This is a genomic window from Bradyrhizobium jicamae (assembly GCF_018130215.1).
GTDB classification, from domain to species: Bacteria; Pseudomonadota; Alphaproteobacteria; order Rhizobiales; family Xanthobacteraceae; genus Bradyrhizobium; species Bradyrhizobium jicamae_A.
Genome location: NZ_JAFCKQ010000002.1, coordinates 363,437 through 389,893, shown reverse-complemented (window position 1 = coordinate 389,893; position 26,457 = coordinate 363,437). Strand labels below are relative to the sequence as shown.

General features: G+C 64.8%; 26 protein-coding genes and 1 tRNA gene. 17 read left to right on the top strand and 10 right to left on the bottom strand.

Going from position 1 to position 26,457, the window contains the following annotated elements; genetic code table 11:
* Positions 1–137: 137 nt before the first annotated feature.
* A complete protein-coding gene (locus JQ586_RS04845) occupies positions 138–1,484 on the bottom strand; it encodes an adenylate/guanylate cyclase domain-containing protein (RefSeq protein WP_212393343.1) in 1,347 nt (448 codons plus the stop codon).
* 599 nt (positions 1,485–2,083) lie between these two features.
* On the opposite strand from JQ586_RS04845, the gene JQ586_RS04840 reads away from it, so the two are divergent.
* Both JQ586_RS04840 and JQ586_RS04835 read left to right on the top strand, forming a co-directional pair.
* Entirely contained in the window at positions 2,084–2,539 is a 456-nt protein-coding gene (locus JQ586_RS04840; RefSeq protein WP_249147271.1) for a (2Fe-2S)-binding protein, read from the top strand.
* Position 2,540: 1 nt separating this feature from the next.
* Positions 2,541–4,739 carry a xanthine dehydrogenase family protein molybdopterin-binding subunit gene (locus JQ586_RS04835; protein ID WP_212393342.1) on the top strand — a complete coding sequence of 733 codons (2,199 nt, stop codon included), beginning with the start codon at positions 2,541–2,543 and terminating at the stop codon, positions 4,737–4,739.
* Positions 4,740–5,705: 966 nt separating this feature from the next.
* Here JQ586_RS04835 and JQ586_RS04830 read toward each other — a convergent pair.
* Positions 5,706–5,782: transfer RNA gene (locus JQ586_RS04830), tRNA-Pro, on the bottom strand.
* Positions 5,783–5,851: 69 nt separating this feature from the next.
* On the opposite strand from JQ586_RS04830, the gene JQ586_RS04825 reads away from it, so the two are divergent.
* The 4 genes from JQ586_RS04825 to JQ586_RS04810 all read left to right on the top strand — a co-directional run bounded on the left by JQ586_RS04825 (position 5,852) and on the right by JQ586_RS04810 (position 9,433).
* Positions 5,852–6,850: an L-threonylcarbamoyladenylate synthase gene (locus JQ586_RS04825; RefSeq protein ID WP_212393341.1), complete on the top strand. Its 999-nt coding sequence runs from the start codon at positions 5,852–5,854 to the stop codon at positions 6,848–6,850.
* A 96-nt stretch (positions 6,851–6,946) separates the two neighbouring features.
* Positions 6,947–8,374, top strand: coding sequence for an FAD-binding oxidoreductase (locus tag JQ586_RS04820; protein ID WP_212393340.1), 1,428 nt, complete (start codon positions 6,947–6,949; stop codon positions 8,372–8,374).
* 14 nt (positions 8,375–8,388) lie between these two features.
* Positions 8,389–8,832: a GNAT family acetyltransferase gene (locus JQ586_RS04815; protein WP_212393587.1), complete on the top strand. Its 444-nt coding sequence runs from the start codon at positions 8,389–8,391 to the stop codon at positions 8,830–8,832.
* A gap of 19 nt (positions 8,833–8,851) precedes the next feature.
* A complete protein-coding gene (locus JQ586_RS04810; RefSeq protein WP_212393339.1) occupies positions 8,852–9,433 on the top strand; it encodes an NUDIX domain-containing protein in 582 nt (193 codons plus the stop codon).
* Between the two features lie 24 nt (positions 9,434–9,457).
* Here JQ586_RS04810 and JQ586_RS04805 read toward each other — a convergent pair whose 3' ends face one another.
* Positions 9,458–10,015 (bottom strand): TetR/AcrR family transcriptional regulator, encoded by a 558-nt coding sequence (locus JQ586_RS04805; RefSeq protein WP_212393338.1) that lies wholly within the window; start codon positions 10,013–10,015, stop codon positions 9,458–9,460.
* A gap of 151 nt (positions 10,016–10,166) precedes the next feature.
* On the opposite strand from JQ586_RS04805, the gene JQ586_RS04800 reads away from it, so the two are divergent.
* The gene (locus JQ586_RS04800) at positions 10,167–10,583 is read left to right on the top strand and encodes a Tautomerase enzyme (RefSeq protein ID WP_212393337.1); all 417 of its coding nucleotides are present in this window, start codon (positions 10,167–10,169) and stop codon (positions 10,581–10,583) included.
* 52 nt (positions 10,584–10,635) lie between these two features.
* On the opposite strand, the gene JQ586_RS04795 is transcribed toward JQ586_RS04800, so the two are convergent.
* Positions 10,636–11,397: an SOS response-associated peptidase gene (locus JQ586_RS04795; protein ID WP_212393336.1), complete on the bottom strand. Its 762-nt coding sequence runs from the start codon at positions 11,395–11,397 to the stop codon at positions 10,636–10,638.
* A gap of 62 nt (positions 11,398–11,459) precedes the next feature.
* Between JQ586_RS04795 and JQ586_RS04790 the strand changes: the two genes are divergently transcribed.
* From JQ586_RS04790 to JQ586_RS04770, 5 genes are all read left to right on the top strand, one after another.
* Positions 11,460–11,960 (top strand): hypothetical protein, encoded by a 501-nt coding sequence (locus JQ586_RS04790; RefSeq protein WP_212393335.1) that lies wholly within the window; start codon positions 11,460–11,462, stop codon positions 11,958–11,960.
* Between the two features lie 42 nt (positions 11,961–12,002).
* The gene (locus tag JQ586_RS04785; RefSeq protein ID WP_212393334.1) at positions 12,003–12,422 is read left to right on the top strand and encodes an NUDIX hydrolase; all 420 of its coding nucleotides are present in this window, start codon (positions 12,003–12,005) and stop codon (positions 12,420–12,422) included.
* A 75-nt stretch (positions 12,423–12,497) separates the two neighbouring features.
* Positions 12,498–12,887, top strand: coding sequence for a TIGR02301 family protein (locus JQ586_RS04780; RefSeq protein ID WP_212393333.1), 390 nt, complete (start codon positions 12,498–12,500; stop codon positions 12,885–12,887).
* Complete coding sequence (locus tag JQ586_RS04775; protein WP_212393332.1) at positions 12,877–13,533, top strand: HAD family hydrolase; 657 nt, start codon at positions 12,877–12,879, stop codon at positions 13,531–13,533. The genes JQ586_RS04780 and JQ586_RS04775 overlap by 11 nt, the downstream gene beginning before the upstream one ends.
* 152 nt (positions 13,534–13,685) lie before the next feature.
* Positions 13,686–13,958, top strand: coding sequence for a hypothetical protein (locus tag JQ586_RS04770; RefSeq protein ID WP_212393331.1), 273 nt, complete (start codon positions 13,686–13,688; stop codon positions 13,956–13,958).
* Positions 13,959–13,972: 14 nt separating this feature from the next.
* Here JQ586_RS04770 and JQ586_RS04765 read toward each other — a convergent pair whose 3' ends face one another.
* The gene (locus JQ586_RS04765) at positions 13,973–15,307 is read right to left on the bottom strand and encodes a dihydroorotase (protein WP_212393330.1); all 1,335 of its coding nucleotides are present in this window, start codon (positions 15,305–15,307) and stop codon (positions 13,973–13,975) included.
* 128 nt (positions 15,308–15,435) lie between these two features.
* Between JQ586_RS04765 and JQ586_RS04760 the strand changes: the two genes are divergently transcribed.
* The 5 genes from JQ586_RS04760 to JQ586_RS04740 all read left to right on the top strand — a co-directional run bounded on the left by JQ586_RS04760 (position 15,436) and on the right by JQ586_RS04740 (position 20,975).
* Positions 15,436–16,317, top strand: coding sequence for a folate-binding protein YgfZ (locus tag JQ586_RS04760; protein WP_212393329.1), 882 nt, complete (start codon positions 15,436–15,438; stop codon positions 16,315–16,317).
* Positions 16,314–16,940: a DNA-3-methyladenine glycosylase I gene (locus JQ586_RS04755; RefSeq protein WP_212393328.1), complete on the top strand. Its 627-nt coding sequence runs from the start codon at positions 16,314–16,316 to the stop codon at positions 16,938–16,940. The genes JQ586_RS04760 and JQ586_RS04755 overlap by 4 nt, the downstream gene beginning before the upstream one ends.
* Entirely contained in the window at positions 16,937–17,545 is a 609-nt protein-coding gene (locus JQ586_RS04750; RefSeq protein ID WP_212393327.1) for an HD family hydrolase, read from the top strand. The genes JQ586_RS04755 and JQ586_RS04750 overlap by 4 nt, the downstream gene beginning before the upstream one ends.
* Positions 17,546–17,665: 120 nt before the next feature.
* A complete protein-coding gene (locus tag JQ586_RS04745) occupies positions 17,666–18,172 on the top strand; it encodes a tyrosine phosphatase family protein (protein WP_212393326.1) in 507 nt (168 codons plus the stop codon).
* Positions 18,173–18,284: 112 nt separating this feature from the next.
* Positions 18,285–20,975 carry a DUF2339 domain-containing protein gene (locus JQ586_RS04740; protein ID WP_212393325.1) on the top strand — a complete coding sequence of 897 codons (2,691 nt, stop codon included), beginning with the start codon at positions 18,285–18,287 and terminating at the stop codon, positions 20,973–20,975.
* 102 nt (positions 20,976–21,077) lie between these two features.
* On the opposite strand, the gene JQ586_RS04735 is transcribed toward JQ586_RS04740, so the two are convergent.
* The 5 genes from JQ586_RS04735 to JQ586_RS04715 all read right to left on the bottom strand — a co-directional run bounded on the left by JQ586_RS04735 (position 21,078) and on the right by JQ586_RS04715 (position 26,159).
* Positions 21,078–21,380, bottom strand: coding sequence for a DUF6894 family protein (locus tag JQ586_RS04735; protein WP_409410957.1), 303 nt, complete (start codon positions 21,378–21,380; stop codon positions 21,078–21,080).
* Positions 21,381–21,466: 86 nt separating this feature from the next.
* Complete coding sequence (locus tag JQ586_RS04730; protein WP_212393324.1) at positions 21,467–22,066, bottom strand: hypothetical protein; 600 nt, start codon at positions 22,064–22,066, stop codon at positions 21,467–21,469.
* A gap of 177 nt (positions 22,067–22,243) precedes the next feature.
* On the bottom strand, positions 22,244–23,230 hold the full coding sequence (locus JQ586_RS04725) for an MDR family oxidoreductase (RefSeq protein WP_212393323.1): 987 nt from the start codon (positions 23,228–23,230) through the stop codon (positions 22,244–22,246).
* 45 nt (positions 23,231–23,275) lie between these two features.
* Positions 23,276–24,520 (bottom strand): MFS transporter, encoded by a 1,245-nt coding sequence (locus tag JQ586_RS04720; RefSeq protein ID WP_212393322.1) that lies wholly within the window; start codon positions 24,518–24,520, stop codon positions 23,276–23,278.
* A 163-nt stretch (positions 24,521–24,683) separates the two neighbouring features.
* Positions 24,684–26,159 carry a cell wall hydrolase gene (locus JQ586_RS04715; RefSeq protein WP_212393321.1) on the bottom strand — a complete coding sequence of 492 codons (1,476 nt, stop codon included), beginning with the start codon at positions 26,157–26,159 and terminating at the stop codon, positions 24,684–24,686.
* Positions 26,160–26,457: the final 298 nt, after the last annotated feature.

The window sequence follows — 26,457 nt, the reverse complement described above, 5'->3', positions numbered from 1 at the left end:
AGGCGAGGATGTGTCAATCGAGGCCAATGGCCGACTGCACCTGCGCGCAGGACGGGCGCGCCGTCGGTGTCGGGACATGGTTGCGTGGGCTGGTCGTCCGACGGGCAGCTAGCGCGCAATAGCGGCCATCTGCCCGTCTATGCGCTGGCCGCGAATAGATCCCAGCGTCCCGGCAGACCCTTGAGTTCGTGCGTCCCATGGTCGGCGAATTTCAGGCCGGAACCCGCAACAAGGTCGGTGACCACTCGCGACACCAGTACTTCGCTTGGTCCGGCCTGTGCCATCACACGCGCCGCGGCATGGACTGCGATGCCGCCGATGTCGCCGTTTCGGAGTTCGATCTCGCCGGTATGAAGCCCCGCCCGCACGGGCAGGCCCAGGCGCCTGGTTGCCGCTTCAAATGCGAGTGCGGAACGGATCGCCCGTCCGGGGCCGTCGAAGGTGGCGAGGATTCCATCCCCGGTCGTTTTGACCAGAACTCCCCGATGTTGCGTCACGATCCGCTGCGCCGCCTGGTCGTGCTCATCGAGCAGCCGACGCCAGGCCTGATCGCCCATCTCAACAGCCCGCCGCGTTGAATCGACAATATCGACGAAAAGAACCGTCGCAAGCACCCGATCGAAATCTGGCGCGGTTGCCTCGCGGTGACCGGTGACGAACTCCTCGATATCACCGCACAGACGCGACTGGTCGCCCGGAAAGATGAGATGATCGGCGCAATCTGCATACGATAGAAATTGCGCGCCCGGAATTTGCGACGCCAGGAACTTCCCGTTCTCGATCGACATTACGTCGGCCTCCCGGTGCAGCACCAGGGTCGGCACTCGTATCGCAGGAAGAATGGTCCGCACATCGATCTCGATGTTGTATCGAGCCGCCATCTTGAGAGCGCCTGGGCTGAACGCCAAACGCTCCAGCTTGGCGTATTGTCGGGCAACGTTGGGATCATCGGCATGGCTGGGAAGGAAGTGGCGGATGGTCACACCCGTGCCCCAGCCACCTGCCCAAACGTCGTCCACCCGGCTAACTATCTCATTTCCCGAGGGCCTGAATGAATAGCCGGCGGCGCTGCTGAATCGTGCGAAGCTGCCAAACAACACGAGATGCGACACCAGTTCGGGAAAGGTCGCCGCAAACACGATGCTGATCGGCCCGCCCTCAGAGCAGCCCAATAGCGCGGCACGTCTCGACCCGATCGCCTCCATGATGGCGCGAACGTCATCGATGCGCTGCTCGAACGACGGCATGCCAAGATACCGATCCGACAAGCCTTGACCGCTCTTGTCGAAGGTGATGACTCGCGCAAAGCCGGCAAGGCGACGGAGAAAATCGGTGTAACCCGGGAGTTCATGCAGAAATTCCACATGAGTTATCATTCCGGGAACGAAGATCAGATCAACCGGTCCATCGCCCATCACCTGGTAGGCGATGTTCAATTCGCCGCTCCGGGTATAATGCGTTTCTGGCAGTTCGAGCGTGCTCATGCAGGCACCAGCGGCTATGGACGCCATCGCAATCGCCGCATTTAGCGCCATGTTCGGCCACATCGCAACAGAACCATGACGACGGAATACGGCCGGTCTTTCCGCCAAAAGCCGACACCATTGCTTCCATGCGATCACTCGCCCGGCGGTGCTTGAAGTCGGCTCGGGGCCAACGGGGGCGTCACGCCTCTTGCCAGCTTTCCGGCAATCGATGTAGTCTTTTTCGTGAGCTGCCACCGGGGCGTGCCGAAATCCCGAGCATTGCAATAGGCAGCCGCCGGTGCTGTCGGCAGGCGTTCCAGCGATACTCTTTGACAATTGCAAATATGCGATCGTGTGGTCACGTTTTGGGGCCCGTCATGCAATTTCCGCGCTTTTTTCAACGAGCGGCGAACGCCGCGATCTCGACCATCTCGCACACCGCCACAACGCAGGCTTATCAAGAACGGCTGATCCGGCTCGGGTGCCCGGAGCGTGTTCTTGAGATGAAGCTCTGGCCGTTAGCGTCGCGCGCTGTCGAGAATCGCAGGTTCGCAGCCTCCGCCTGAAGCGAGCGCCTGTGCCCCGCAGCAGCGGCAAAATTATCGGGAGGAGCCATCATGCGAATAACCTTGAACGGGCAGACTTCGGAGCTTGACGTCGACGCCGACAAACCGCTGCTCTGGGTTTTGCGTGACGATCTCGGTTTGGTTGGCACCAAATACGGTTGCGGCCAGGCGCTTTGCGGAGCCTGCACCATTCTCGTCGACGGACAACCGGTGCGCGCCTGCCAGACAACGATCGCCGATGCCGCAGACCGAAGCATCGTGACCATCGAGGGCCTCTCGGGAAAGGTCGCCGAGGTCGTGCAGGCGACCTGGACCAGGCTCGACGTCCCGCAATGCGGCTACTGTCAGTCGGGCCAGGTGGTAGCTACGACTGCCCTGTTGACGGCAAACCGGAAGCCGACCGACACCGACATCGATGATGCGCTCAGTGGCAATCTCTGCCGCTGCAGCACCTATCACCGCATTCGAGCTGCCGTCCACGAAGCCGCCAAACTGCTGGAGGCCTGACATGCACGACTCATTCCTTGCTTCGCTCGCGCGCGACCCTGGACCATCTCGTCGTTCGTTCCTGGTCGGGGCGACAGCGCTCGGTTCGAGCCTCGTCGTCGGTTTCGCGGTGAAATCGGATGGCGCACCGGATGCCGCCAAGCCCGGAGCGAACCCATTCGTCGGATATGTGCAGATCGCGGCGGACGACACGGTGACGATCTATTCGTCGCAAATGGACATGGGCCAAGGTATCTATCACGGCATTGCCACTCTGGTTCAGGAAGAGCTCGAGGCGGACTGGTCGAAAGTGACTGTTGTCGGTGGGGCCGGGAATACGGCGCTGTACGGCAACATTCCCTTTGGCGGCAAGATCCAGATGACCGGCGGATCCAGTGGGACCGCCTCGTCCTGGGAGCGCTATCGTCGAGCAGGCGCGGCCGCGCGCGCGATGCTGATCACAGCCGCCGCGGAGCGCTGGAATGTTCCGGTCGGCGAGATCAAGGCGGAGAACGGTGTCGTGAGTCACCCGTCCGGCAAGTCGGCGACCTATGGTGCGCTGGCCGCGAGCGCCGCGAATGGTCCGGTTCCGACGAGCGTCACCCTGAAGCAACCCGGCGAATGGAAATACATCGGTAACGCCACGCTGGCGCGATACGACTCGCGGCCTAAATCGAACGGCACGCAGCGGTACACGATCGACTTGCGCGAGCCCGGAATCCTTACGGCAGCGGTGATCCATCCGCCGCTCTTTGGCGCGACGTTGAAATCGTTTGACGCGTCGAAGGCCAAGGCCATGAAGGGCGTTGTCGACGTTGTCGAGATTCCGCGGGGCGTCGCGGTTGTTGCGACAGGCATGTGGGAGGCCATGAAGGCCCGCGAGGTCGTCTCCGTTGAGTGGGACGACACCAAGGCCGAGAAGCGGAGCTCAGGCGAGATCGCCGCAGATTATCGCGCTGCCGCCGAAAAGGGGGGCGAGGTTGTTGCGGCCAATGTCGGTGACACCGATGCAGCCTTCTCGAAAGCAGCGAAAGTGATCGACGCGCGGTATGAATTCCCCTATCTGGCGCACGCTCCGCTGGAGCCGATCAACGCAGCCGCGAGAATGAATCCCGATGGAACCCTCGAAGTATGGGGCGGCCATCAGATGCCCGACCTCTATCAGGCGGTAGCAGCAAAGGTTGCTGGCATTACACCGGACAAGGTGATTTTGCGCGTAATGAAGACCGGGGGCGGTTTCGGGCGACGCGCTTCCGTCGATGCAGACATCATTGTCGAGGCGGTCGCGACGGCGAAAGCACTCGGATGGAAGGCGCCCGTCAAGGTGCAGTGGACCCGCGAGGATGACATGCGCGCCGGTCGCTACCGCCCCGCTTTCATCCATAAAATGAAGGCGGCGCTCGATGAGAATGGCAATCTGATTGCTCTTCGCGATACCCTCGTCGGCCAATCCATCGCCAAAAGCACCGTAATGGAGGGAGCTCTCGTCCACAACGGCGTGGATGTGCTGTCGGTGGAGGGGATGGCCAATCAGCCTTACGCGATTCCAAATCTGCGTGTCGACCTGACTACAACGGCCTCCCCGGTGTCCGTGCTGTGGTGGCGTGCGGTGGGATCAACGCACACGGCGTACGCGCTTGAGTCATTCATCGACGAGATCGCGCATGCAGCCGGCAAAGATCCGGTGGCGTTTCGGCTCGCCATGCTGAAGGACAAGCCTCGGCATGCGGCGGTGCTGCAGCTTGCTGCCGAAAAGGCCGGCTGGAATTCTCCCACGCCGGCGGGCCGCTTTCGCGGCGTCGCCGTCGCCGAGGCGTTCCACTCCTATGTCGCCCAGGTGGCGGAGATTTCGGTCGACAACAATGGACTGCCCAGGGTCCACCGCGTCGTCTGCGCCGTTGATTGCGGCATTGCCGTGAACCCGGATCAAGTTCGCGCGCAGATGGAGGGCGGCATCGGATTTGGGCTTGGTGCAATCCTGAAATCACGGATCACGCTCGACAAAGGAAAGATCGTCCAAGGCAATTTCGACAGCTACGACGTACTGAGGATCAACGAAATGCCTTCGGTCGAGGTTCACATCGTTAATTCCTCCGCTCCACCAACCGGCGTCGGCGAACCCGGCGTTCCGCCGATCGGGCCCGCGGTGGCCAATGCGATGTTCGAGGCAACAGGCAGGCGAATTCGCATCTTGCCATTCGCAAACTCGGAAAACAGCTGAGCGCAACGAGAGAGGTTTCGCCCCGGTCAGACATGAACCCCGCCGATGGGGGGTTGGGTGCGGAGGTTGGCAGCCCCGGCTGGCGGCAGACAATTGACGCTGGACAGATCTGTCGGTCGAAGCCGATGGCCGACTTGCACCTGTGCGCAGGACGGGACGCGCCGGCGGTGTCGCGACCAGGTTGCGGGGCTGGTCGACCGACGGGCAAATCAGCCAAAACCTGTCAATCCACCTTGAAGAAAATATTTCGGTTTTTCAGTACGGAAAATCAGTGTATAGATTGACCCGTCCCGCCCGATGCGAGGGGCGAGCGCACGTCACGAACGCGCGGCGGGATGCGGTGGACGCGACGCATTGCGACGACGAGCGCATGCGGCGCGGACGGCGAAATCGTGCAGGCCTGACGCCCTAGTGGCAGGTGTCCTCTCGCAAGACGCGCAAGCGTCTTTGCGGAAGCGGTGACAAGAAAGCCCAGTCTCACCGGGGAGAGTACGTATAAGCCGTAACCCATCGCGCAGGGAAAGCCGGGATGTTTCCGGTTACACCTGTGGTCCTACTCCCGAGCTTTCCATTGCTCGGGACCCATGGGTGCGATCGGCACCCGGCTTTCCCTGCGCCCTCTGCTCGATGAGGGCGAAACGAAAGGCAAGGCTCGGGCAATCATGTCGCGAGAACGCGAAACTGCGTCCCCGTCCGCCGCGTCATCGCCCGTCTCGACCGGGAACCCCGGTCCGCTGCGGATCCTCAGATCGAATTCGAACGTCTCTGGAATACCGGATCACCCGCCTGCGGCCTGCGCGGATAATGCGCAGGCTGCCACGATAAGTGAACCTGGCTGCCGCGTTTCTCACACGACCGTTGCGATGGAAGCTGATATGACAAGGCGGTGAAGCAGGCGTTGCCGGCTGACCTGGTTGCCGGTTGACTTGGGAACCGGCAGCAATCAGAAAACGCCTGAGAAATGAATGGTCGGAGTGGCAGGATTCGAACCTGCGACCCCTGCGTCCCGAACGCAGTGCTCTACCGGGCTGAGCCACACTCCGACTGAGAGCCGGGCTTATAGCGTCGGGTTTCGGGGACCGCAAGGCACCGGATTGAGGATTCTAGTCACAGTGGAAACAGACCTGAAAACGCTGATTTTGTCCGCCGGAGCCGCCGCGACGGCGACCGCCGCCGGGGTCCTGGCCGAGGGCGGCCTCGTGGCGTTTCCGACCGAGACGGTCTATGGCCTCGGCGCCGACGCCGGCAATGCGGCCGCGATCGCCCGCCTCTACGAGGCCAAGGGCCGGCCGGCCTTCAATCCACTGATCGCCCATGTCGCCGATCTCGCCGCCGCCCGGCGGATCGCGCTGTTCGACGGGCAGGCGCTGCGGTTGGCCGAGGCCTTCTGGCCGGGACCGCTGACGCTGGTGCTGCCCAAGGCCCTGTCCTGCCCGGTGGCGGAACTCGCCACTGCCGGGCTCGATACCGTCGCCATCCGCGTTCCCGCCCACAAGGTGGCGCGGGACATCATCAGGGCTTTCGGTGGTGCCGTGGTGGCGCCGTCGGCCAATATCTCGGGCCACGTCTCGCCGACCACGGCCGACCATGTGAACGGCGACCTCGCCGGCCGCATCGACCTGATCATCGACGGCGGCCCGGTCGAGGTCGGCGTCGAATCCACCATCGTCGGCTGCTTCTCCGATCCGGTGCTGCTGCGGCCGGGTGGGCTGACGCGCGCCGACATCGAGCTGGTGCTCGGCCATCCCCTGCAATCGGCGCCAGCCGAGGCGGAAGGTGACGGCGGCCAGCCGATCGCGCCCGGCATGCTGGCCTCGCACTATGCGCCGCGCACGCCGGTCAGGCTCAATGCCAGCGACGTCCATGTCGGGGAAGCGCTATTGGCGTTCGGGCGGGCCAAGGTGGCGCGGGCCGAATGCGCCTCCGTCGTGATGAACCTGTCCGAGAGCGGCGATCTCGCCGAGGCAGCCGCCAATCTGTTCGGGTATCTTCGTACGCTCGATAAAAGGAATGCGGATGCAATCGCGGTGATGCCGATCCCCGATGACGGGCTGGGCGAAGCCATCAACGACCGGCTGCGCCGCGCAGCCGTTGGGCGGGATCAAGCATGATCCGGAACAGTGGGAACCGGTTTTCCAACAAGATCATGCTCAATAGCTGAAGCGCGATGACGCTTCAAAACCGCCGGGAGTGAAAGACCAAGAACAATGAATATCGTCCAGAGTGCCGTGCCGCCGCTTCCACCCGAACTGATCCAGAAATTCCGTGCCATCGTCGGCGACAAATATGCGGTCACCGACGCCGCCGACATCGCGCCTTACGTCACCGAAGAGCGTGACCTATTCAAGGGACGTTCGCCGCTGGTGCTGCGACCGGGCTCGACCGCCGAGGTCGCTGCGATCTGCAGGCTCGCGACCGAGCATCGGATCGCGCTGGTGCCGCAGGGCGGCAACACCGGCCTCGTCGGCGGCCAGACGCCGCACAATGGCGAAGTCGTCGTCTCGCTCAAGCGCCTCGACAAGATCCGCGACATCGATGTCGATTCCAACACCATGACCTGCGAGGCAGGCGTGGTGCTGCAGGTGGCGCAGCAGCGCGCCGCCGATGTCGATCGCCTGTTCCCGCTCTCGCTCGGCGCCGAGGGGAGTTGCACCATCGGCGGCAACCTCTCCACCAATGCCGGCGGCACCGCGGCGCTGGCCTATGGCGTGGCGCGCGAGATGGCGATCGGGCTCGAGGTCGTGCTCGCGGACGGGCGCGTGCTGAACGCGCTGTCCAAGCTGAAGAAGGACAATACCGGCTACGACCTGCGCAACCTCTTCATCGGCGCGGAGGGCACGCTCGGCATCATCACGGCGGCAACGCTGAAGCTGTTCCCGAAGCCGCGCGCGATCGAGACCGCCTATGTCGGCCTGAAGTCGCCGGCGGCGGCGCTGAAGCTGCTCTCGATCTCGCGCAACGAGGCGGCAGGCAGCCTGACCAGCTTCGAACTGCTCGCCGACATCGCGGTCGATTTCTCGATCCGCCACGGCATCGACATCCGCGATCCGCTGGAGAGCAAGCATCCCTGGTACGTGCTGATGGAGCTGTCGTCGTCGCGCGACGACGCCCGTGACGCGCTGGAGGCGATCCTCGAGAAGGGCATGGAGGACGGTGTCGTCGATGATGCCGTGATCGCGGCAAACCTGAGCCAGCGCCAGGCGTTCTGGAAGCTGCGCGACGAGATGTCGGCGGCGCAGAAGCCGGAGGGCGGCTCGATCAAGCACGACATCTCGGTGCCGGTCGCCGCCGTCCCCGCCTTCATCGCGGAGGCCAATGCCGCTGTCGTGAAGCTGATCCCGGGTTCGCGGCCGGTGCCGTTCGGTCATCTCGGCGACGGCAACATCCACTACAATGTCAGCCAGCCGGTCGGCGGCAACGCCGCGGATTTCCTGGCGCGCTGGCACGACGTCAACGCCGTGGTGTTCGAGATCGTGCTGCGCTTGGGCGGCTCGATCTCGGCCGAGCACGGTATCGGCGTGCTCAAGCGCGACGAACTGCCCGAGGTGAAGGACAAGGTCGCGATCGAGCTGATGCGCTCCATCAAGACGATGCTCGATCCGCTCGGGATCATGAATCCGGGAAAAGTGCTGTGACCGCCGCCATCACGATGCCTACCGCCGACCTCGCCATTGCCGACATCACCGACGCCGACGTTCCCCGCGTCATCGCGCTGTGGCAGGCCTGCGGGCTGACGCGCCCCTGGAACGATCCCGCGGCCGACATCGCGCTGGCGCGGCGTGGGGCGCATTCGACCGTGCTGATCGGACGCCACGAGGATGCGATCGTCGCGACCGCGATGGTCGGCCATGACGGCCACCGCGGCTGGGTCTACTACGTCGCGGTCGATCCAAACAGTCAGGGCAAGGGCCTTGGCCGTACCATCATGGCGTCGGTGGAAGCCTGGCTGCGCCGGGCCGGCGTGCCGAAGCTGCAGCTGCTGGTCCGCCGCGAGAACGCCAAGGCGAGCGGCTTCTATCAGTCGCTCGGCTACGAGGAATCGACCTCGGTGATGCTGGCCAAATGGCTCGACGGCCGCACGCCGACGGCTTGAACATCGCTGGGGCACCCGCATGAGCATTTCCGACCGCGTCCGCGTCAGGGACATCGCACTGCTGTCGAAGAAGAAATACGAGCTGAAGAGCGCGACATTCGACTACCGGCGCGCCAATGGGGAATGGCAGACCCAGGTGCGCGAGGTCTTTGATCGCGGCAACGGCGCGGCGCTGCTGCCCTACAATCTCGCCGGGCGCACCGTGGTGCTGGTGCGGCAGTTTCGCTACCCGGCGTTTGCCAACGGCTATGACGATCTCCTGATCGAAGTCGCCGCCGGCATGCTCGACGACGCCGCGCCGGAGGTGCGGATCCGCGCCGAGGCGGAAGAGGAAATCGGCTATCGACTCGATCACGTGCGCAAGGTGTTCGAGGCTTTCACCACCCCCGGCGCGGTGACCGAGAAGCTGCATTTCTTCGTCGCCGAATACGACGCCACGATGCGGATCGGCGACGGCGGCGGGCTCGCCGACGAGGGCGAGGACATCGAGGTGCTGGAGCTGTCGATCGACGAGGCGCTGGCGATGATCGCCGACGGCCGCATCGTCGATGCCAAGACCATCATGCTGCTGCAATACGCAGCGCTGCATATCTTCCGTTAGGGACGGTGTTGTGGGCGAGCAGGTCTATACCGCCTTCGCCGTGACCGCCGCCGCGGCGAGGATGTCGCGTCGGGCCTGCGCGTCCTTCACGGCCCGCGCCATCGCGGCCGCGCCGGACAGCACCGCCAGGAGCGACCAGGCTCTCTGTCTCGCGTCGGCGCCGTGGAAGCCATTCGCGACCGCGTCGACCAGCCGTCCAAGCTCGGCCTCATACACCGCGCGCGTCGCATCGTCGGCGCGGGCCACATCGGAGGAGAAGCTCGGCAGGCCGCATGCCTCATCGATGCCCAGTTCCATTCGCGGGCCGACATAGAAGTCGACGAAGGGATCGCGCCAGTCGCGGCCATGCTGCTGCTGGAATGCCGCGACGCCGTTGCGCAGCAGCACCAGGCTTTCGGCCACGACCAGGCGGAAGGCCTCGGCCTTGGACTCGAAATGCGCATAGAAGGCGCCGGAGGTCAGCCCCGCGCCCTTGGCCAGCGCATCGACGCCCGCACCGCCATAGCCATTGGTGCGGAAGCCGCGGCCGGCCGCCTCGACCAGCCGGCCCTTCGCATCGCTGTCGCCTTTCGGCCGTGCCATCCGCGCCTCACATCAAGTTGATAACGATCGTTATCTTATTCTTGACACGATAACGATCGTTATGTTTGTTGGATAACGATCGTTATCTAATGATCGCTCGGCCCGCGGACAACCGCGGGCCGAGATCCCATCCGCTCAAGGAGATTCCGACATGCCGATCCAGATCATCGTCCCCGAAGGCGCGCTGACCCCCGCCGGGGAGGCCGAAGCGTTCCGCAAGCTCACCGACCTGCTGCTGCGCCTGCATGGCCTGTCCGGCAACACGTTCATGACACCCAACGTGATCGGCGAAGTCACCGTGGTGCCGAAGGGCCGCACCTTCTCCGGCGGCAGGCCTGCCGACATCGCGATCTTCGAGCTCAAGGTGCCCTCATTCGTGTTGCCGACACAGGAGCTGAAGGACGCCTGGATCGCCGAGGGCACCACCATCATCGAGAACGCCGCGGCCGGCCGCATCAAGCGCGAGCACATCTTCGGCAACGTCAACTACGCCGTCGAGGGCGCCTGGGGCATCGGCGGCAAGGCCTACAGCAATGCCGATCTCGGCTCGGCGGTCGCTGCCGCGTGAGCCGATCGCAAGACGTCACCGGTCATGCCGCTTCACGCGGCGTGACCGGACCTCAGAACAACGACCCCTGCCCGTCATCCTCGCGCACGGAGGTCCTGCGCTGCGCAGTCTTCTTCGGCGGCGGCGCCTCCTCCGCGGCGATCTCCTCCGCGGTCATCGGCAACATCAGTTGCGGATCGTCGTTGGCGAAACTGTTGACCCGCGTCGTCACCTGATGCCAGTCGAATTCCCCGACTTGAGGTCCCCGCAGCATCGGCATGACGTCATCGACATCGTTGGTGCGGCAGTCGAGCCAGTGCTCGAACGCTTCGGGATCGATCGTGACCGGTACACGGTGATGCAGCCGCGCCAGGTCGGGGCTCGCAGGCGCGGTGACGATCGCGACGGTGTCCTGCTCCTCGCCGTTCGGGCCCATCCAGGTCTCGGCAAGCGCGGCAAACGCAATCGGATGACCGTCGCGGCGATGGATGAAGAACGGCCGCTTGCGGCCGCCGGCGTCCTGCCATTCGTAATAGCCGTCGGCCGGGATCAGCGCGCGGCGGCGCTTGATCGCGTTCTTGAATGCCGGCTTCTCCCGCACCGTCTCGGAGCGGGCGTTGATCAACAGCGAGAAGGTCCTGGGATCCTTGACCCAGGACGGGATCAGGCCCCAGCGCATCAACTGAAAATGCCGGCCGCCATTCTCCAGGATCACCACCGGAATCGGCTGGGTCGGCGCGACATTGTGCCGTGGCGGAAAATTGGGCTGCTCGATGTAGCCGAACATCTGGCGCAACGCCGCCGGCGGCGAGGTGATCACAAAGCGTCCGCACATATCCCGTCCAGAGTGGTATGCATTTATTCGCCCTTAACCCCGACAGTTAAAGACTGCGGCAGATGACCTCAACGGCCGCCATAGCGGGCTCATCCCCGCGACCGACGTACCCCGACGAGGCGCGGGCGGCGCAGTTGCGCGCTGCCAACATCAATCCCCGCACCGGGCTTGCTACCGACTACCTCAATCACTTCAATGAAGCCATCATGCTGCTCGAGATGGTTCCGGACATGCCGGAATGCGCCAGCGATTTCCTGGAATGGACACCGCTGTCCTATGCGGAGCATTTCATAGCCTCCAATTTCCGGGCACGCGATCTCGCGATCGAGGCTTACCAGACCGCGGACGGGCAGATCCGCGCCGAATTCGACCATCTCACCGACAGCATGACGTGCATCCTGACCGAGGTCGGCTCGGCGATGCGCCAGGTGCAGCAGGACAAAAGCCGGGTGGCGCTTGCCGAGCAGGCGATCGTCTGGGTCAAGCCGCTGGTCATGCTGACCGCCGGCGTGATCAACGGCGCCGCGGAGGCCGATGTCGACAGCATCATGGCGAGTGCATGATTTCTCGGGCATGATAGCGCGCAAAACCGGTTTCCGACGACCTTGACCTCTCCCGAACCCCCGTCCCGCCCGCAACTGGCCGTTTCCGGCGTGATCTTCCGCGACGGCAAGGTGCTGCTGGTGCGTCGCGCACGCTCGCCCGGCAAGGGGTTCTATTCGCTGCCCGGCGGCCGTGTCGAATTCGGCGAATCGCTGCACACAGCCCTGCACCGGGAGGTCGACGAGGAGACTGGCCTGCGGATCGAGATCCTGGGGCTCGCCGGCTGGCGCGAGGTGCTGCCGACCAGTTCGGGCGGCGGGCACTACCTGATCATGTCGTTCGCGGCACGCTGGTCGTCCCGGGAACCGGTGCTGAACCACGAGCACGACGATTTCAAATGGCTGGCGCCGGAGGAGATCGGCGATCTCAAGGTCACCGGCGGGCTCCACGAGGTGATCGCGGCCGCCCGGAGCCTGGTTTGAGCCCGGATTCCGGGCTCTGACCGCCTTGCCTCGGGCGCATTGAGGGGGCATACCACGGCCGTTTCGGAACCCCTGATGTCCAAGCATTTTTCCAGGCTGGTCCTGGCCGCTGTGATCCTGATGTCGGCATGCCCTGTGACGCCCGCCCGGGCGCAGGACGCGGCTGCGCCGTTCGATGGAGACTTGCAGCGGCTGGCCGAGATCCTTGGCACCCTGCACTACCTGCGCGGAATCTGCGGCGCCAATGAAGGCGCGAAATGGCGCAACGAGATGCAGGCGCTGATCGATGCCGAAACCCCTTCGGGCGACCGCCGTGCGCGCATGATCGCCGGCTTCAACCGCGGGTATAACGGCTTCCAGCAGACCTACCGCACCTGCACGCCGGCTGCCACGGTCGCCATCCGCCGCTACATCGAGGAGGGCTCGAAAATCTCACGCGACCTGACGGCCCGTTATGCCAACTGAGCCCGTGATCTTCTTCGACCTCGACGGCACGCTGACCGACCCGAAGCCCGGCATCACCGGCTCGATCCAGTATGCGCTGCGCAAGCTTGACCGCGTGGTTCCCTCGCAGGACGAATTGACCTGGTGCATCGGGCCGCCCTTGCGGGCGAGCTTCGCGGCGCTGCTCGGCGGCGAGGAATTCGCCGACCGCGCGGTTGAGCTCTACCGCGAGCGGTTCAGCGATGTCGGGCTGTTCGAGAACAGCGTCTATCCCGACATCGAGCACGTGCTGGCCGCGCTGCACGAAACGCCGCGCCGCGTGTTCGTGGCCACCAGCAAGCCGCACGTCTTCGCGGCGCGGATCATCGCGCATTTCGGCCTGTCGGACTATTTCGAGCACGTGTTCGGGTCCGAGCTCGACGGCACTCGCGTCAACAAGGTCGACCTGCTCGGCTACGCGATCGAGCAGACCGGCGTCGACCCCGCGCACGCCGTGATGATCGGCGACCGCAGCCACGACGTGATCGGCGCAAGACGCAACGGCATCCGCGCGGTCGGCGTCACCTATGGCTACGGCAGCGCCGAGGAGCTGATCGAGGCGGGCGCGAGCCATCTCTGCGCCTCGCCGCGCGCGGTGCTCGATCATATCCACAGCTCTTTCGGCTGAGCGTCGGCCACCGTCCGGAATTCCCCTTCAAATGCGTGAAGCGGCGTTAACCTTTCTTAAAGAAATGGGCTAGCCGGTATCCACATGCGTGCTACATCTCGACGGCCTCGCGCGGTTCGCGTCCGGACTGCGCACACATTTTGATGAGTTGCATGCGCCACCCAGCGTCTTTTTCCTTCCACCACGACGACGACCCGCGCCCAGATCACGAGCAGAAGCAGGCCGCGCTGAGCTATCTCAACGAGGCCTGGGCGGAAGCGCGTCATGACGGCGTCGATGGCGATTGCCTGGCGCAGGCGAGCCTGTTTGCCGCGCTGGCCGAGCTCGTCTCCACCTATGGTGAGGACGCGGTCGCCAAATTCGCAGAAGGCTTGCCCGCACGCGTGCGCAACGGCGAGTTCTCGCTGGTGCTGGCCAGGCAGTAGATTCCAGGAAGCAATTACGGCTTCAACGTCTCCAGGAACCGCACCGGTTCCCCGAGCGAGGCTGCCGTCAGTTCGCCCTGCCACATCACGCGTCGGCCGCGCACGAAGGTGCCGACCGGCCAACCCTGAACGCGCACGCCGTCATAGGGCGTCCAGCCTGCGCGCGAAGCTATCCATTTGTTGGTGATGGCCTCGCTGCGCTTGAGGTCGACGATGGTGAAGTCGGCGTCATAGCCCGCCGCGATGCGGCCCTTGCAGGCGATGTTGAACAGGCGCGCCGGCCCGGCACTGGTCAGGTCGACAAAGCGCGCCAGCGACAGCCGGCCCGCATTGACGTGGTCGAGCATCAAGGGCACCAGCGTCTGCACGCCGGTCATCCCCGAGGGCGACGCCGGATAGGTCTTCGCCTTCTCTTCGAGCGTATGCGGCGCGTGATCCGAACCGAGCACGTCGACAATGCCCTGCTCGATGCCGTACCAGATGCCGGCGCGATGATCGGCCGAGCGCACCGGCGGATTCATCTGTGCATGCGTGCCGAGCCGCTCGTAGCATTCGGGCGCAGCCATGGTCAGGTGATGCGGCGTCGCCTCGCAGGACGCGACGTCCTTATGGTCGCGCAGATAGAGAATCTCTTCCTTGGTCGAGATATGAAGCACGTGAATGCGCTTGCCGGTCTCGCGCGCCAGCTTGACCAGACGCTCGGTCGCCATCAGCGCCGCCACCTCGTCACGCCAAACCGGATGCGAGCGTGGGTCACCCTCGACGCGCAGCGGCTTGCGCTCGTTGAGGCGATATTCGTCCTCGGCATGGAACGCGGCGCGGCGCCGGATCACCTGGAAGATCCGCCGCAGGCTCGCATCGTCCTCGACCAGGAGCGCTCCGGTGGACGAGCCGATGAAGACCTTGACGCCGGCGCAGCCCGGCGCCCGCTCGAACTCCGGCAGGTCCTGCACGTTCTCGCGCGTGCCGCCGATGAAGAACGCGAAATCGCAGTGCATGCGGTGATGCGCGCGCTTGATCTTGTCGCCGAAGGCCGCTTCCGTCACCGTGAGCGGATTGGTGTTCGGCATCTCGAACACGGCCGTGACACCGCCCATCACGGCGCTGCGCGATCCCGTCTCCAGATCCTCCTTGTGGGTCAGGCCTGGCTCGCGGAAATGCACCTGGGTATCCATGACGCCGGGCAGGATGTGCAGGCCCTTGCAGTCGATCACCTCGCCGGCCGAGGCTTGGGCGAGTGAGCCGATCGCGCTGATGCGGCCATCGACTATGCCGATATCGCGCAGACCCTCGCCGTCCTGATTGACCACGGTGCCGGATTTTAGAATGGTGTCAAAACGCTGATTCATCGGTCCTCGGCGCCCGCTTTCCGCTGTCGCGCGGGCCTTGTTCGGAGCACTCTAGCGCCTTAGCTTGGCAGGGGATATCGGCGATCAGCCCGTTTCCCAAGGAACTTGGAAAAGAGCCAAATTTTCGAATGAAAGCAGCGTTTCTTCCTGATCGGGGCGTGGTGAAGGTCTCTGGCGAGGACGCCCGCAATTTCCTCAACGGGCTCATCACGACCGACATCGGCGAGCTGCGCCCGGGGCTGGCCCGGTTCGGCGCACTGCTGACGCCGCAGGGCAAGATCATCGTCGATTTCCTGATCACCGAGATACCTGCCGGCCACGGCGGCGGCTTCCTGATCGACGCACCACGCGCGCTGGCCAAGGCGCTCGCCGACAAGCTCGGCTTCTACAAGCTGCGCGCCAAGGTCGTCGTCGAGAACCTCTCCGATAGCCTCGGCGTGCTGGCCGCCTGGGACGGCGACGCGACGATGACGGTGGATCTCGCCTACGCTGACCCGCGCAATGCGGCGCTCGGCTGGCGCATCCTGGTCCCGGAGGATCTGAAGCAGAAGCTCGCCGAATTGATCGGCGCCGATCTTGTCGACAGTGCCGCCTATGAGGCGCATCGCATCGCGACCGGCGTGCCGCGCGGCGGACTCGATTTCATCTATGGTGACGCCTTTCCGCACGAGACCAACATGGACCACCTCCACGGCGTGGATTTCGACAAGGGTTGCTATGTCGGCCAGGAGGTGGTGTCGCGCATGCAGCACCGTGGCACGGCGCGCACCCGCACGGTGAAGGTCATCCTCGACGGCCCCTCACCTGAGGCCGGCGCAACCATCCTGGCCGGTGACAAGCAGGTCGGCACCATCGGCTCGAGTGCAGGCCAGAACGGCCTTGCATTGGTCCGCATCGATCGTGTTGCCGATGCGCTCGATGCAGGCCTGCCGCTGACCGCCGGTGGACTGTCGCTGCACCTCGCCGAGCCCGACGTCGTCCGCACCCCGCCGAAGCAGACCGTCGCATGAGCCGTTCCGCGCGCCTGCATCCCGACGGCAAGACACGATGCCCGTGGCCGGGTGAAGACCCGTTCTACATGGCCTATCACGACAGTGAATGGGGCGTGCCGGAATATGACGACCGCGCGCTCTATGAAAAGCTTATCCTCGACGGCTTCCAGGCCGGCCTGTCCTGGATCACGATCCTGCGCAAGCGCGAGAATTTCCGCAAAGCGTTCGACGATTTCCAACCCGAGAAGATCGCGCGCTACGGCGACAAGAAGGTGCATGCGCTGATGAACGATGCAGGCATCGTTCGCAACCGCGCCAAGATCGAGGGCACGGTGGCAAGCGCGAAGGCTTACCTGGAGATCATGGAAGAAGGTCCGGGCTTCTCGAAATTCCTCTGGGACTTCGTCGACGGCAAGCCGAAGGTCAACCAGTTCAAGACCACCGCGAGCGTGCCGGCCTCGACGCCGGTTTCGATCAAGATCTCCAAGGAGCTCGGCGCCCGCGGCTTCAAGTTCGTCGGTCCCACCATCGTGTATGCCTTCATGCAGGCGACCGGGATGGTCAACGATCATCTTGTCACCTGCTTTTGTCACAAGGCTTGCAGCGGCAAGGTCCGCACGCCACGGCTCAAGGCGAAATGACCGCGCGCAATTCGATCGAGACCGCCCGCGCCTGGCAGCGGATGCTGTCGGGGCGCCGGCTCGACCTGCTCGACCCGTCGCCGCTCGACATAGAGATCGTCGACATCGCGCATGGGCTGGCGCGGGTCGCGCGCTGGAACGGACAGACCAGCGGGGCGCATATCTTCTCGGTGGCGCAGCATACGCTCCTGGTCGAGGCCGTGATGCGCCAGCAGATGCCGCGCGTCGATGCGCGCTATCGCCTCGCCGCGATGCTGCACGATGCCCCCGAGTACGTCATCGGCGACATGATCTCGCCGTTCAAGGCGGTGCTTGGCGGCGACTACAAGGTGGTGGAGAAGCGGCTGTTGTCCGCGATCCATATCCGCTTCGGCCTGCCCGCGGTGCTCGCCGACGAGATCACCCAGCAGATCAAGGCTGCCGACCGCGGCGCTGCCTATCTCGAGGCAACCCGCCTTGCGGGCTTCTCGCAAGCCGAGGCCAGGCGCCTGTTCGGCCGCGATCCCGGATTGCCCGAAGCGACCGAGCGCGACTACCTGACGCCGTGGACCGCGGCCAGGGCTGAGAAACAGTTCCTCGAGCGCTTCAAGGCGCTGCTTCAGTAGCGCCTTAAAATGCAGGGCAGGCAAGTTCCGCCGCAGGACGCAGGGTGGGCACATCGCATCGCGCCTTTGCCCACCCCGCGGCGGCCGTTATAATCGGGGCCACCCGACACAAGGACCTCCATGCTCCACGTCTGCTCGCTTGCCGCGCTTCCCGATACCGTCCGGGCCACCGGCGCCAGCCATGTGCTCACGGTTATGGCCAATGTCGACCAGGTGCAGCGGCCGCCATCCGTGCTCGCAGCCAATCACCTGAAGGTGTCGATGGACGACATCACGGAAGCGATGGACGGTTTCGTTGCGCCCACGGACGCACACATCGAGAAGGTGCTGACCTTCGTGCGCTGCTGGGATCGCCGCGCCCCGATGGTGGTGCACTGCTATGCCGGCATCAGCCGCTCGACCGCGAGCGCGTTTGCTGCGGCCTGCGCACTCAATCCGCATCGCGACGAGATAGCGATCGCGCGGCAGATCCGTGAAGCCTCGCCGATCGCCTCGCCCAACCGGCTGATCGTCAGCCTCGCGGACAAGGCGCTGGGGCGCGACGGCCGCATGCTGCGCGCGCTCGATGCGATGGGGCCCGGCAGCATGAGCGTCGAGGGTCGCCCGTTCCGGATCGATCTGGAATAGCGCGAACGTGCCACGCCCGGTCGCTTGAACTTTCCGTCCGCAGAACTGCACATAATAGATTGCGACGGGATGCCAACCGGCCAGGAGTCCGGCGCGTTTTGCCGGAGGTCTCATGTTCTCTTCGCCATTTGACTTCCTCGCGCTGGTTCTCGCCATCGTGGCGATCGCTTTCGCGCGCAAGGCGATGAGCCAGGTCGCCGTCCTGCGCAGCCGGCTTGATGCGATCGAGGCCGCGGCATCGGCTGCACGGCCGGTCACGCCACCGCTGACGCAGCTGCAGGAGTTCGAGCAGACGCTTCCGGCCGCGCCTCAGGTGACGCCTCCGCCTTTGCCCGAAGTCGCCCCCGTTGCACCCGAGGCGCACATCGAGCCCAGTACGCCGAGTGCCGCGCCACCACCGCTGCCGGGACCGGCGCCGGGCCTCGAGGAAACCCTCGGCACGCGCTGGGTGGTCTGGATCGGCGGCCTGACGCTCGCGCTCGGCGGCTTCTTCATGGTGCGCTACTCGATCGAGGCCGGCCTGATCGGCCCGGCCGTGCGCACCATGCTCGGCGGCCTGTTCGCGCTGGCGCTGCTTGTCGCGGGCGAATGGACGCGGCGCAAGGAGAACATCTCCAACATCGCCGCACTGCCGATCGCCAATATCCCGGCGATCCTCACCGCGGCCGGCACGGCGGTGGCCTTCGCGACCGTCTACGCCGCCTATGCGCTGTACGACTTCCTCGCGCCCGCAACCGCCTTCGTCCTGCTCGGGCTAGTCGCGCTCGGCACGCTCGCCGCCGCGCTGCTGCATGGACCGGCGCTGGCCGGGCTCGGCGTCGTTGGCGCGTTCGTCACGCCGATCCTGGTTTCATCCGACAAGCCCGACTTCTGGGCGCTCTACATCTATCTCGCGATCGTCACCGCGGCATCCTTCGCCCTTGCGCGCATCCGGCTGTGGCGCTGGCTTGCGGTCACTACGATCGTGTTCGCGCTGCTCTGGACCTTCCCCTGCCTGCAATGCGGACCCGGGATGGTCGCGCCACACGCCTTCCACGTCATCGCGGGCTTCCTGCTTGCGGCGCTGCTTGTGGTCTGCGGCTTCATGCTCGGCCCGGGCGGCGATGGCGAGGAGATCGAGCCGATCTCGTCGGGTTCGCTCGCGGCCTATCTGTTCGGCGCGGTCATGATCGTGCTGAACAGCGCCCACGCCGATGCCGCGATGATCTGTTTCGCGCTGCTGGCGGCAGGCAGCCTCGTCGTCGCCTGGAGCGCACCGGCAGCGGCAGGCGCGGTGGGCGCCGCCGCGGCCTTCGTCTTCATCGTGTTCGGCGAATGGGCGGTGCGCCGCAACGTCGACATGCTGGTGCTGCCGGGCGGCGCGATCCCAGGCATGGGACCGTCGGCGACCGATGGTTCGGTCTCGCTGCATCTCGTCAGCGCCGCCGTTTTCGCGGCCGCCTTTGGCGTTGCCGGCTTCCTCGCGCAACGGCGCTTCGCCGCGACCAGGATCACGGTCACCTGGGCCGCGGCGGCCGTGTTCACACCGGTCGCACTATTGGTCGCGCTCTACGCGCGCATTGCGCATCTCGACCGCTCGATCCCGTTCGCGATCCTAGCCGTGCTGCTCGCTGCGTCCTTTGCTGCCGCAACCGAAGCGCTGGCGCGGCGCGGCGAGCGGCCGGAGCTGTCACCCTCGATCGCGCTCTTCGCTACCGGCGCTCTCGCCTCGCTGGCGCTCGCGCTCACCTTCGCGCTCGACAAGGGCTGGCTCACCATCGCGCTGGCACTGGTCTCGGCCGGCACGGCATGGCTCTCGGTGCAGCGACCGATCCCGTTCCTGCGCTGGCTCGCCGCGATCCTTGCCGGCATCGTGGTGCTGCGCATCGGCTATGAGCCGCGGATCGTCGGCGATGCGGTCGGCGCAACGCCGATCTTCAACTGGCTGTTGTGGGGCTATGGCATCCCTGCGATGTCGTTCTGGGTGGGAAGCCGCCTGCTCCGCCACACCGGCGACGACGTGCCGCTGCGCGTGGTCGAGTCCGCCGCCGTGCTGTTCACGGTGCTGCTCGCCTTCATGGAGATCCGCCACGCTGTCAATGGCGGCAACGTATACCGTGATACCGCTGGGCTGACCGAGGTCGCGCTGCAGGTCTGCGTGACGCTTGCGATGGCGATCGGGCTGGAGCGCTTGCGGCTGCGCCGTGGAAGCGTCGTCCACGATATCGGCGCAGTGCTGCTCGCGGTCTTCGCCGGACTTGCGGGCGTGTTCGGGCTGCTGGGCCTGGAGAATCCGATGCTGTGGTCCGCGGATGTCGGCGGCAGCGTCATCAACCTGCTGCTGCTCGGCTACGCCCTGCCGGCAGTGCTGGCGCTACTGTTGTCGTACGCGGTGGCTGGCCATCGTCCTGCGGCATACGGCAATACGATCGCGGCCGGTGCGCTGATCCTTGCGCTCGCTTACGTGACGTTCGAGATCCGCAGACTCTATCACGGGCCGGTTCTGATCTACGGCGAGACCACCGGTGCGGAGCAGTACACCTATTCGATCGCCTGGCTGATGTTCGGCGTCGCGCTGCTCGGGATCGGAATCCTCGTCCACTCGCAGCGCGCGCGGCTCGCCTCCGCCGCTGTCATCGGCTTGACGATCCTGAAGGCATTCCTGATCGACATGTCGACATTATCAGGCGTCTATCGCGCCCTGTCGTTCATGTGCCTCGGCATCGTGCTGGTCGCGATCGGCTGGCTGTATCAGCGGATCCTGTTTCGCAGGCAAGTCACGGCACCAACTCCGCCCCCGCCTGTTCCGCAAGCGGAGGGATAGGGCGTTTTCGAGTGACGTGGATGGCGGTTCGCGTGAAGACGGGGTGCCGAGGCAGGAAGCTCCGTTCGGATTTCATCGGAGCGAAAAATGGGTCTAGAACGCTTACGCAGACGGGTGGCGGTCGATGGATTCCGCGACGAGCCGAATTCTGAACACGGTATTCCGACTTTCGTCGAGCAGCTCCATGTGCCACTCGCTGTCCTGCTTCAGGTTGCGCGAGATGCTGCCGAGGAAGTTGCTGCAGACCTTCGTCATCTCGGCCCACGCCATCTCGCGGCTCTCGAACTCCGTGGCCTGATCGGAGGCGCCCGCGTAATCGCCGTGACTGATCCGAAAAAAATACTGCGCCATTAGTCTGCTCAAAACGTCGGGGTCAACGCCGCTCTGTGGGCGGACGTTGGACATTGAGTAGCTACCAAGGCATGAAGGCCGCCATCCGTATGACTACGGCTTGGCCGGAAATTTGGTCGTAGTGCGGAAGTGGCGCGGCGTCAGTCGGTCGAGCGGCGCAACTCCGGTGCGCCTTCAACCTTTGCCGGTTGGGCCTTGCTCTCGGATTTTACCGGCTCGAGCCTGTTGCTTTCGACACGCGGTGTTTCCACGCGCGCCGTGACCTCAGTGGGTGTGGCATCCGCCGAACGGGACTGCTCACGCGCACGCAGCGGGCGCGGCCGTGCCACGGCGCGGGCCATCAACATCTGGTGCCCGCCCTGATGATGGAAGTCGCAGTACGCGAATCCCATTCCGGAGACCGACCCGCGGAACGACACCTCGTCTTGCTTGTCGAGATTGAAGCAGGGTTCGAACGGAAGGCCCTTCAACGAGGCGCACACGCTCTGGCCGCGAATCTGCAGGGTATTGCCGGGCAGCCGCACGTGGCGGATCGGGCCGGAGCCCGAGAACTGGACCGAGCCTGCTGCCCCCATGTCGTCGAGAATGCGGCCTGCGCCGCGAGTGCCGTCGAAGCACGTGAACGAGAACACCTTGCCGGCGACGAACTTACGGGCCTCTTCGGCATTCATCATGCCTGCAAAGGCCGGCACGACCACCGCTCCGGCCGTGACGGCCCCCAACACCAAACGCGCAAGCATGCAGCTACTCCAACTTACGAGCGCGGGCTCCCGCTTTTAGTCTGAGCATGATCCCTGCACAGGCGCTATCCGCAACTGCGTGAGCCCCCAGATCATGCTGCAGGTCTCTTTACCCGCTGCTTACCATACCAACAGTGGCAACATTGGAGCAGCTTCGTTGGTAAAGTCTGAACGTCGTCAGACTATTTTTACCACGATCCGGCCCCGGACCTGGCCATCGAGGATTTTCGGGCCGTATCCGATGACGTCCCCGATGGCGATTTCATGAGTGATATCAGCAAGTTTTGCCTTGTCCAGATCGCTGGCGAGACGGCGCCAGGCAACTCGACGCAACTCGATCGGGCACATCACGGAATCGATGCCGAGAAGGCACACTCCGCGCAAAATGAAGGGCGCGACTGACGACGGCAGGTCCATACCGGCCGCCAGACCGCAGGCCGCGATGGCACCGCCGTACCGGGTCATCGACAGGAGATTCGCAAGCGTCGTCGATCCGACGCTGTCGACACCGCCGGCCCAGCGCTCTTTCGCCAGCGCCTTGGCCGGGCCTGACAGCTCGGCGCGATCGATCACCTCGGCGGCGCCAAGGCTCTTCAGATAGTCCGCCTCCGTCGCGCGGCCGGTCGAGGCGATGACGTGGTAGCCGAGCTTCGACAGCACCGCGATCGCGACCGATCCGACGCCGCCGGCGGCGCCCGTCACCACGACGGGACCGCTCTTCGGGGTCAGACCGTGCTTCTCCAGCGCCAGTACCGACAGCATCGCGGTGTAGCCTGCGGTGCCGACCGCCATCGCATCCCTGGCCGAGATGCCGTCAGGCAGCCGCACCAGCCAGTCGCCCTTCACGCGGGCCCTTTCGGCATAGGCACCGAGATGCGTCTCACCCATGCCCCAGCCGTTGCAGACGACCTTGTCGCCCGCCTTCCAGTCGGGATGGCTGGATTGCTCGATCGTGCCAGCGAAGTCGATGCCGGCGATCATCGGGAACCGACGCACCACCGGCGCCTTGCCGGTCAGCGCAAGACCGTCCTTGTAGTTCAATGTCGACCACTCGACGCGCACCGTGACGTCGCCGTCCATCAGCTCGGCGTCGTCGAATTGCGTGAGCGCGGCGGTGGTACCCTTGTCCGCCTTGTCGATCCTGATTGCCTTGAACGTTGCCACGATGAAGCACTCCCCGAACCTTGGTTTCGGGGAATGTTTAACCCATCAGGCAGGCTGCGCAACCGGGCGCGCGACAGGGGCTTCCACGATCGGCAGGTTGATCAGCGCCGACAGCACGCCGAACAGGATCGAAAGCCACCAGATCGGCGTGTAGGAGCCGAACTTCTCGAACGCGACGCCGCCGAGCCAGACCCCAAGGAAGCCGCCAACCTGATGGCTGACGAAGGCGAATCCGTAGAGCGTGGAGAACCATCGGGTGCCAAACATCAACGCAACCAGCGCCGAGGTCGGCGGCACGCTGGACAGCCACAACAGCCCCGAGACCGCGCCGAATGCAATCGCCGAGAACGGCGTGATCGGGAGCGAGATGAAGGCGACGGTCGCAAGCGCGCGCGTAAAGTAGATCACCGACAGCAGGTAGCGCTTCGGAAAGAACGTCTGTAGCCACCCGACCCCGAGCGAGCCGATGATGTTGAACAGGCCGATCGCCGCGACCACCCAGCCGCCGGTCGACGCCGGAATGCCGCGATCGGCAAGAAAGGCCGGCAGATGGATGGTGATGAAGGCAAGCTGGAAGCCGCAGGTGAAGAAGCCCAGCACCAGCAGCACATAGGAGCGATGACCGAAGGCTTCGGCGAGCGCAGTCTTGAACGATTGCTGGTCGGCGGCAGGAGCATTGGTGGTCGCAGCGGGCGGCGTTGCGAGCGCGAGCGACAGCGGCAGGATCAGCAGCATCAGCGCGCTGAACACGACAAGCGCGGTCTGCCAGCCGAAATTGTCGATCAGGGCCACGCCAAACGGCGCAAACAGGAACTGGCCGAACGAGCCGGCGGCGGTGCCGGCGCCAAGTGCGATGCCGCGCCGCTCGGGCGGCAACAGCTTGCTGAACGCCGCCAGCACCAGATTGAACGACGAGCCCGACAGGCCGAAACCGATCAGCACGCCAGCGCTGATGTCGAGCGACAATGACGTCGTCGAGTAGCGCATCAGCAGCAGACCGACGGCATAGAGCAGGGCGCCGACGATCATGACGCGCAACAGGCCGAAGCGGTCGGCGATCGCGCCCGCAATCGGCTGGCCGAGGCCCCATAACAGGTTTTGGAGCGCGATCGCCAGGCCGAAGATGTCGCGGCCCCAGGCGAATTCGAGGCTCATCGGCTGCACGAAGAAGCCAAGACTCGAGCGCGGACCGAAGCTCAGCAAGGCGATTGCACAGCCGCAGACGATGATCACGAGCGGCGTGCGCCACGTGGCGGACGTGGGACGAAGGTCTCCGGTGGTTACGGCCATCTGAACAATCCCCATTTTCCGCGCGCGGCGCCCCCTGCGCGCAAGGTTACGGGGAGTTAATGCAACTGCATGAAAACCCCAAGGGGGCCATGGAAAAAAATCTTCGCCTGCAGGGCAGCCCTGCAAAACGGATGGACCGGAAATGTGCGGGGGCGATGCGCCGCTATCGTTTCGCGCTGGCCTGCTCGGCCGAGCTTTGCGCGGCTTCGGCGAGCTGCGCCGAGATCGCGGCGGTCTCCGCCGGATTGCCCCACTTCGGCGCATCGCTGCCGTCACCCCAGGCGCGCGGGCGATAGAAGGTGTGGACGCCGAACTTGTACGTCTTCTTCATCTCGCTGACCCATGACGGCCGCACCCAATAGGCGTGGTAGTGCGTCGAACGATCCACTTCGGGCAGCCACAGCTTGCCGTCGAGCATCGCCTTCGCGATCTTCCTGGCGCGGTCCCACATGTCGGGCTCGCGGATGACGTCGGGGATGTTGTCGCAGGCGAAGGTGAACTGGCAGGCGTAGTGGCGGTTCTTGTTCTGGTAGACCACGCCGCACACGGTCTCCGGATACTTGCCGGAGAAGGCGCGGTTCAGCACCACCTGGGCAACCGCGATCTGGCCGCGGACCGCTTCGCCACGGGCCTCGAAATAGACCGCCTCGGCGAGGCATTTCTCCGACTTGGCGCGGGTCTTCTCGTCGAACAGGCCGAGCCGTTCGGCCGGGGTCTTGCTGTGCTGGTCGTCGGCATTGACCTCGCCCTTCGGCGCAACGCTCTCACCCATCTCGCCGGCCTTGACCGGGCTGTCGGCATCGACCGGCAGCGAGGCCATCACCTTCATGTCGGGGTCAGGCGGCGCCGCCGGCGTCACGACTGTCGGGGCCTCGCCCGGCTGCCAGCTTTCGATGCTTTCGGGCGAACCGAGCGACGAGCCGAAGAACAGGCTCGCGGTCTTGAACGCGAACGGATCACGCGGCTCCGATGAATTGGCGGCAGGCGCCTGCGTCGCAGGCGCAGGCTTGAGATCGTCGAGTGGGTCGGCCTCGAGCGACAGTGAAACGTCGTATTGCGACGACGAGGGCGTCGCATATTGCTGCAGCGGCGGCGCGCGCAACGCCTCCTGCAATTCGGGATCGAGCGGCGCATTGTCGACAGGTGCGGCCGCGGTCTTCATGCCCATCACCGACGAGTTTGACGTCGCCGGATCGGAATTGGCCGGCGCAGCACCGGCAGGCGCAGCCGGCTCGACCGGATCGGGCTTCGCGACGACGAGGCGATCGCCCTTCAGGGTGCGGTCGACCCTGGGAAAATCGGAGGCCTGGTAGCGCGGCGGCGCCGCCGCGATCGTGTTGTGTGTCAGCGCGCCTGTAACGTCGGTGTTGCGATTGTCGAGGCTAGCCAGCAGCAAGGTCGGGGCTTGCGGCGCGGACGTTCCGATCGGGCGGCCGAAGCTGTAGGTGGCAACCTGGATCGAGCCGAGGGCGGACGCGAAGACGCGCTTCTGCCAGCGCTCCGCGACACCCGGCTGCCGGGCAAGCAGTGAGGCGATATCCTGATATCCGATCTCGGTCGGCATCAATGCGAAGATGCTGAGACCGAGGCCGAAGAGCGCGAGCCGTGCGCCCTTCGGCTGGTTACGCAACACAAACATCGTACGCTCACGCAACGCTTACCAGAGTGCAATCGAACGCGGTACGTCCGCGCAATTCGACCTTTTTAGTTGCTAACCTGTTTAGGTTGCCGCGGGGTTAATCAGCGTTGCACGCGCGCTACACTCAAGCGATCGCAGTTCGTTCGCGCATCGTGTCGCGTGGATTGGTAAACGGGCGACGGACACGATTGGTAAATATCCGGTCAACAAACATGATGAAGAAACAGTTGCGCGCATTCGCGGCACGCCAAAATAAACGGCCGGGAAATCGTCCCGGCCATTTCAGCTATCTTGTCGC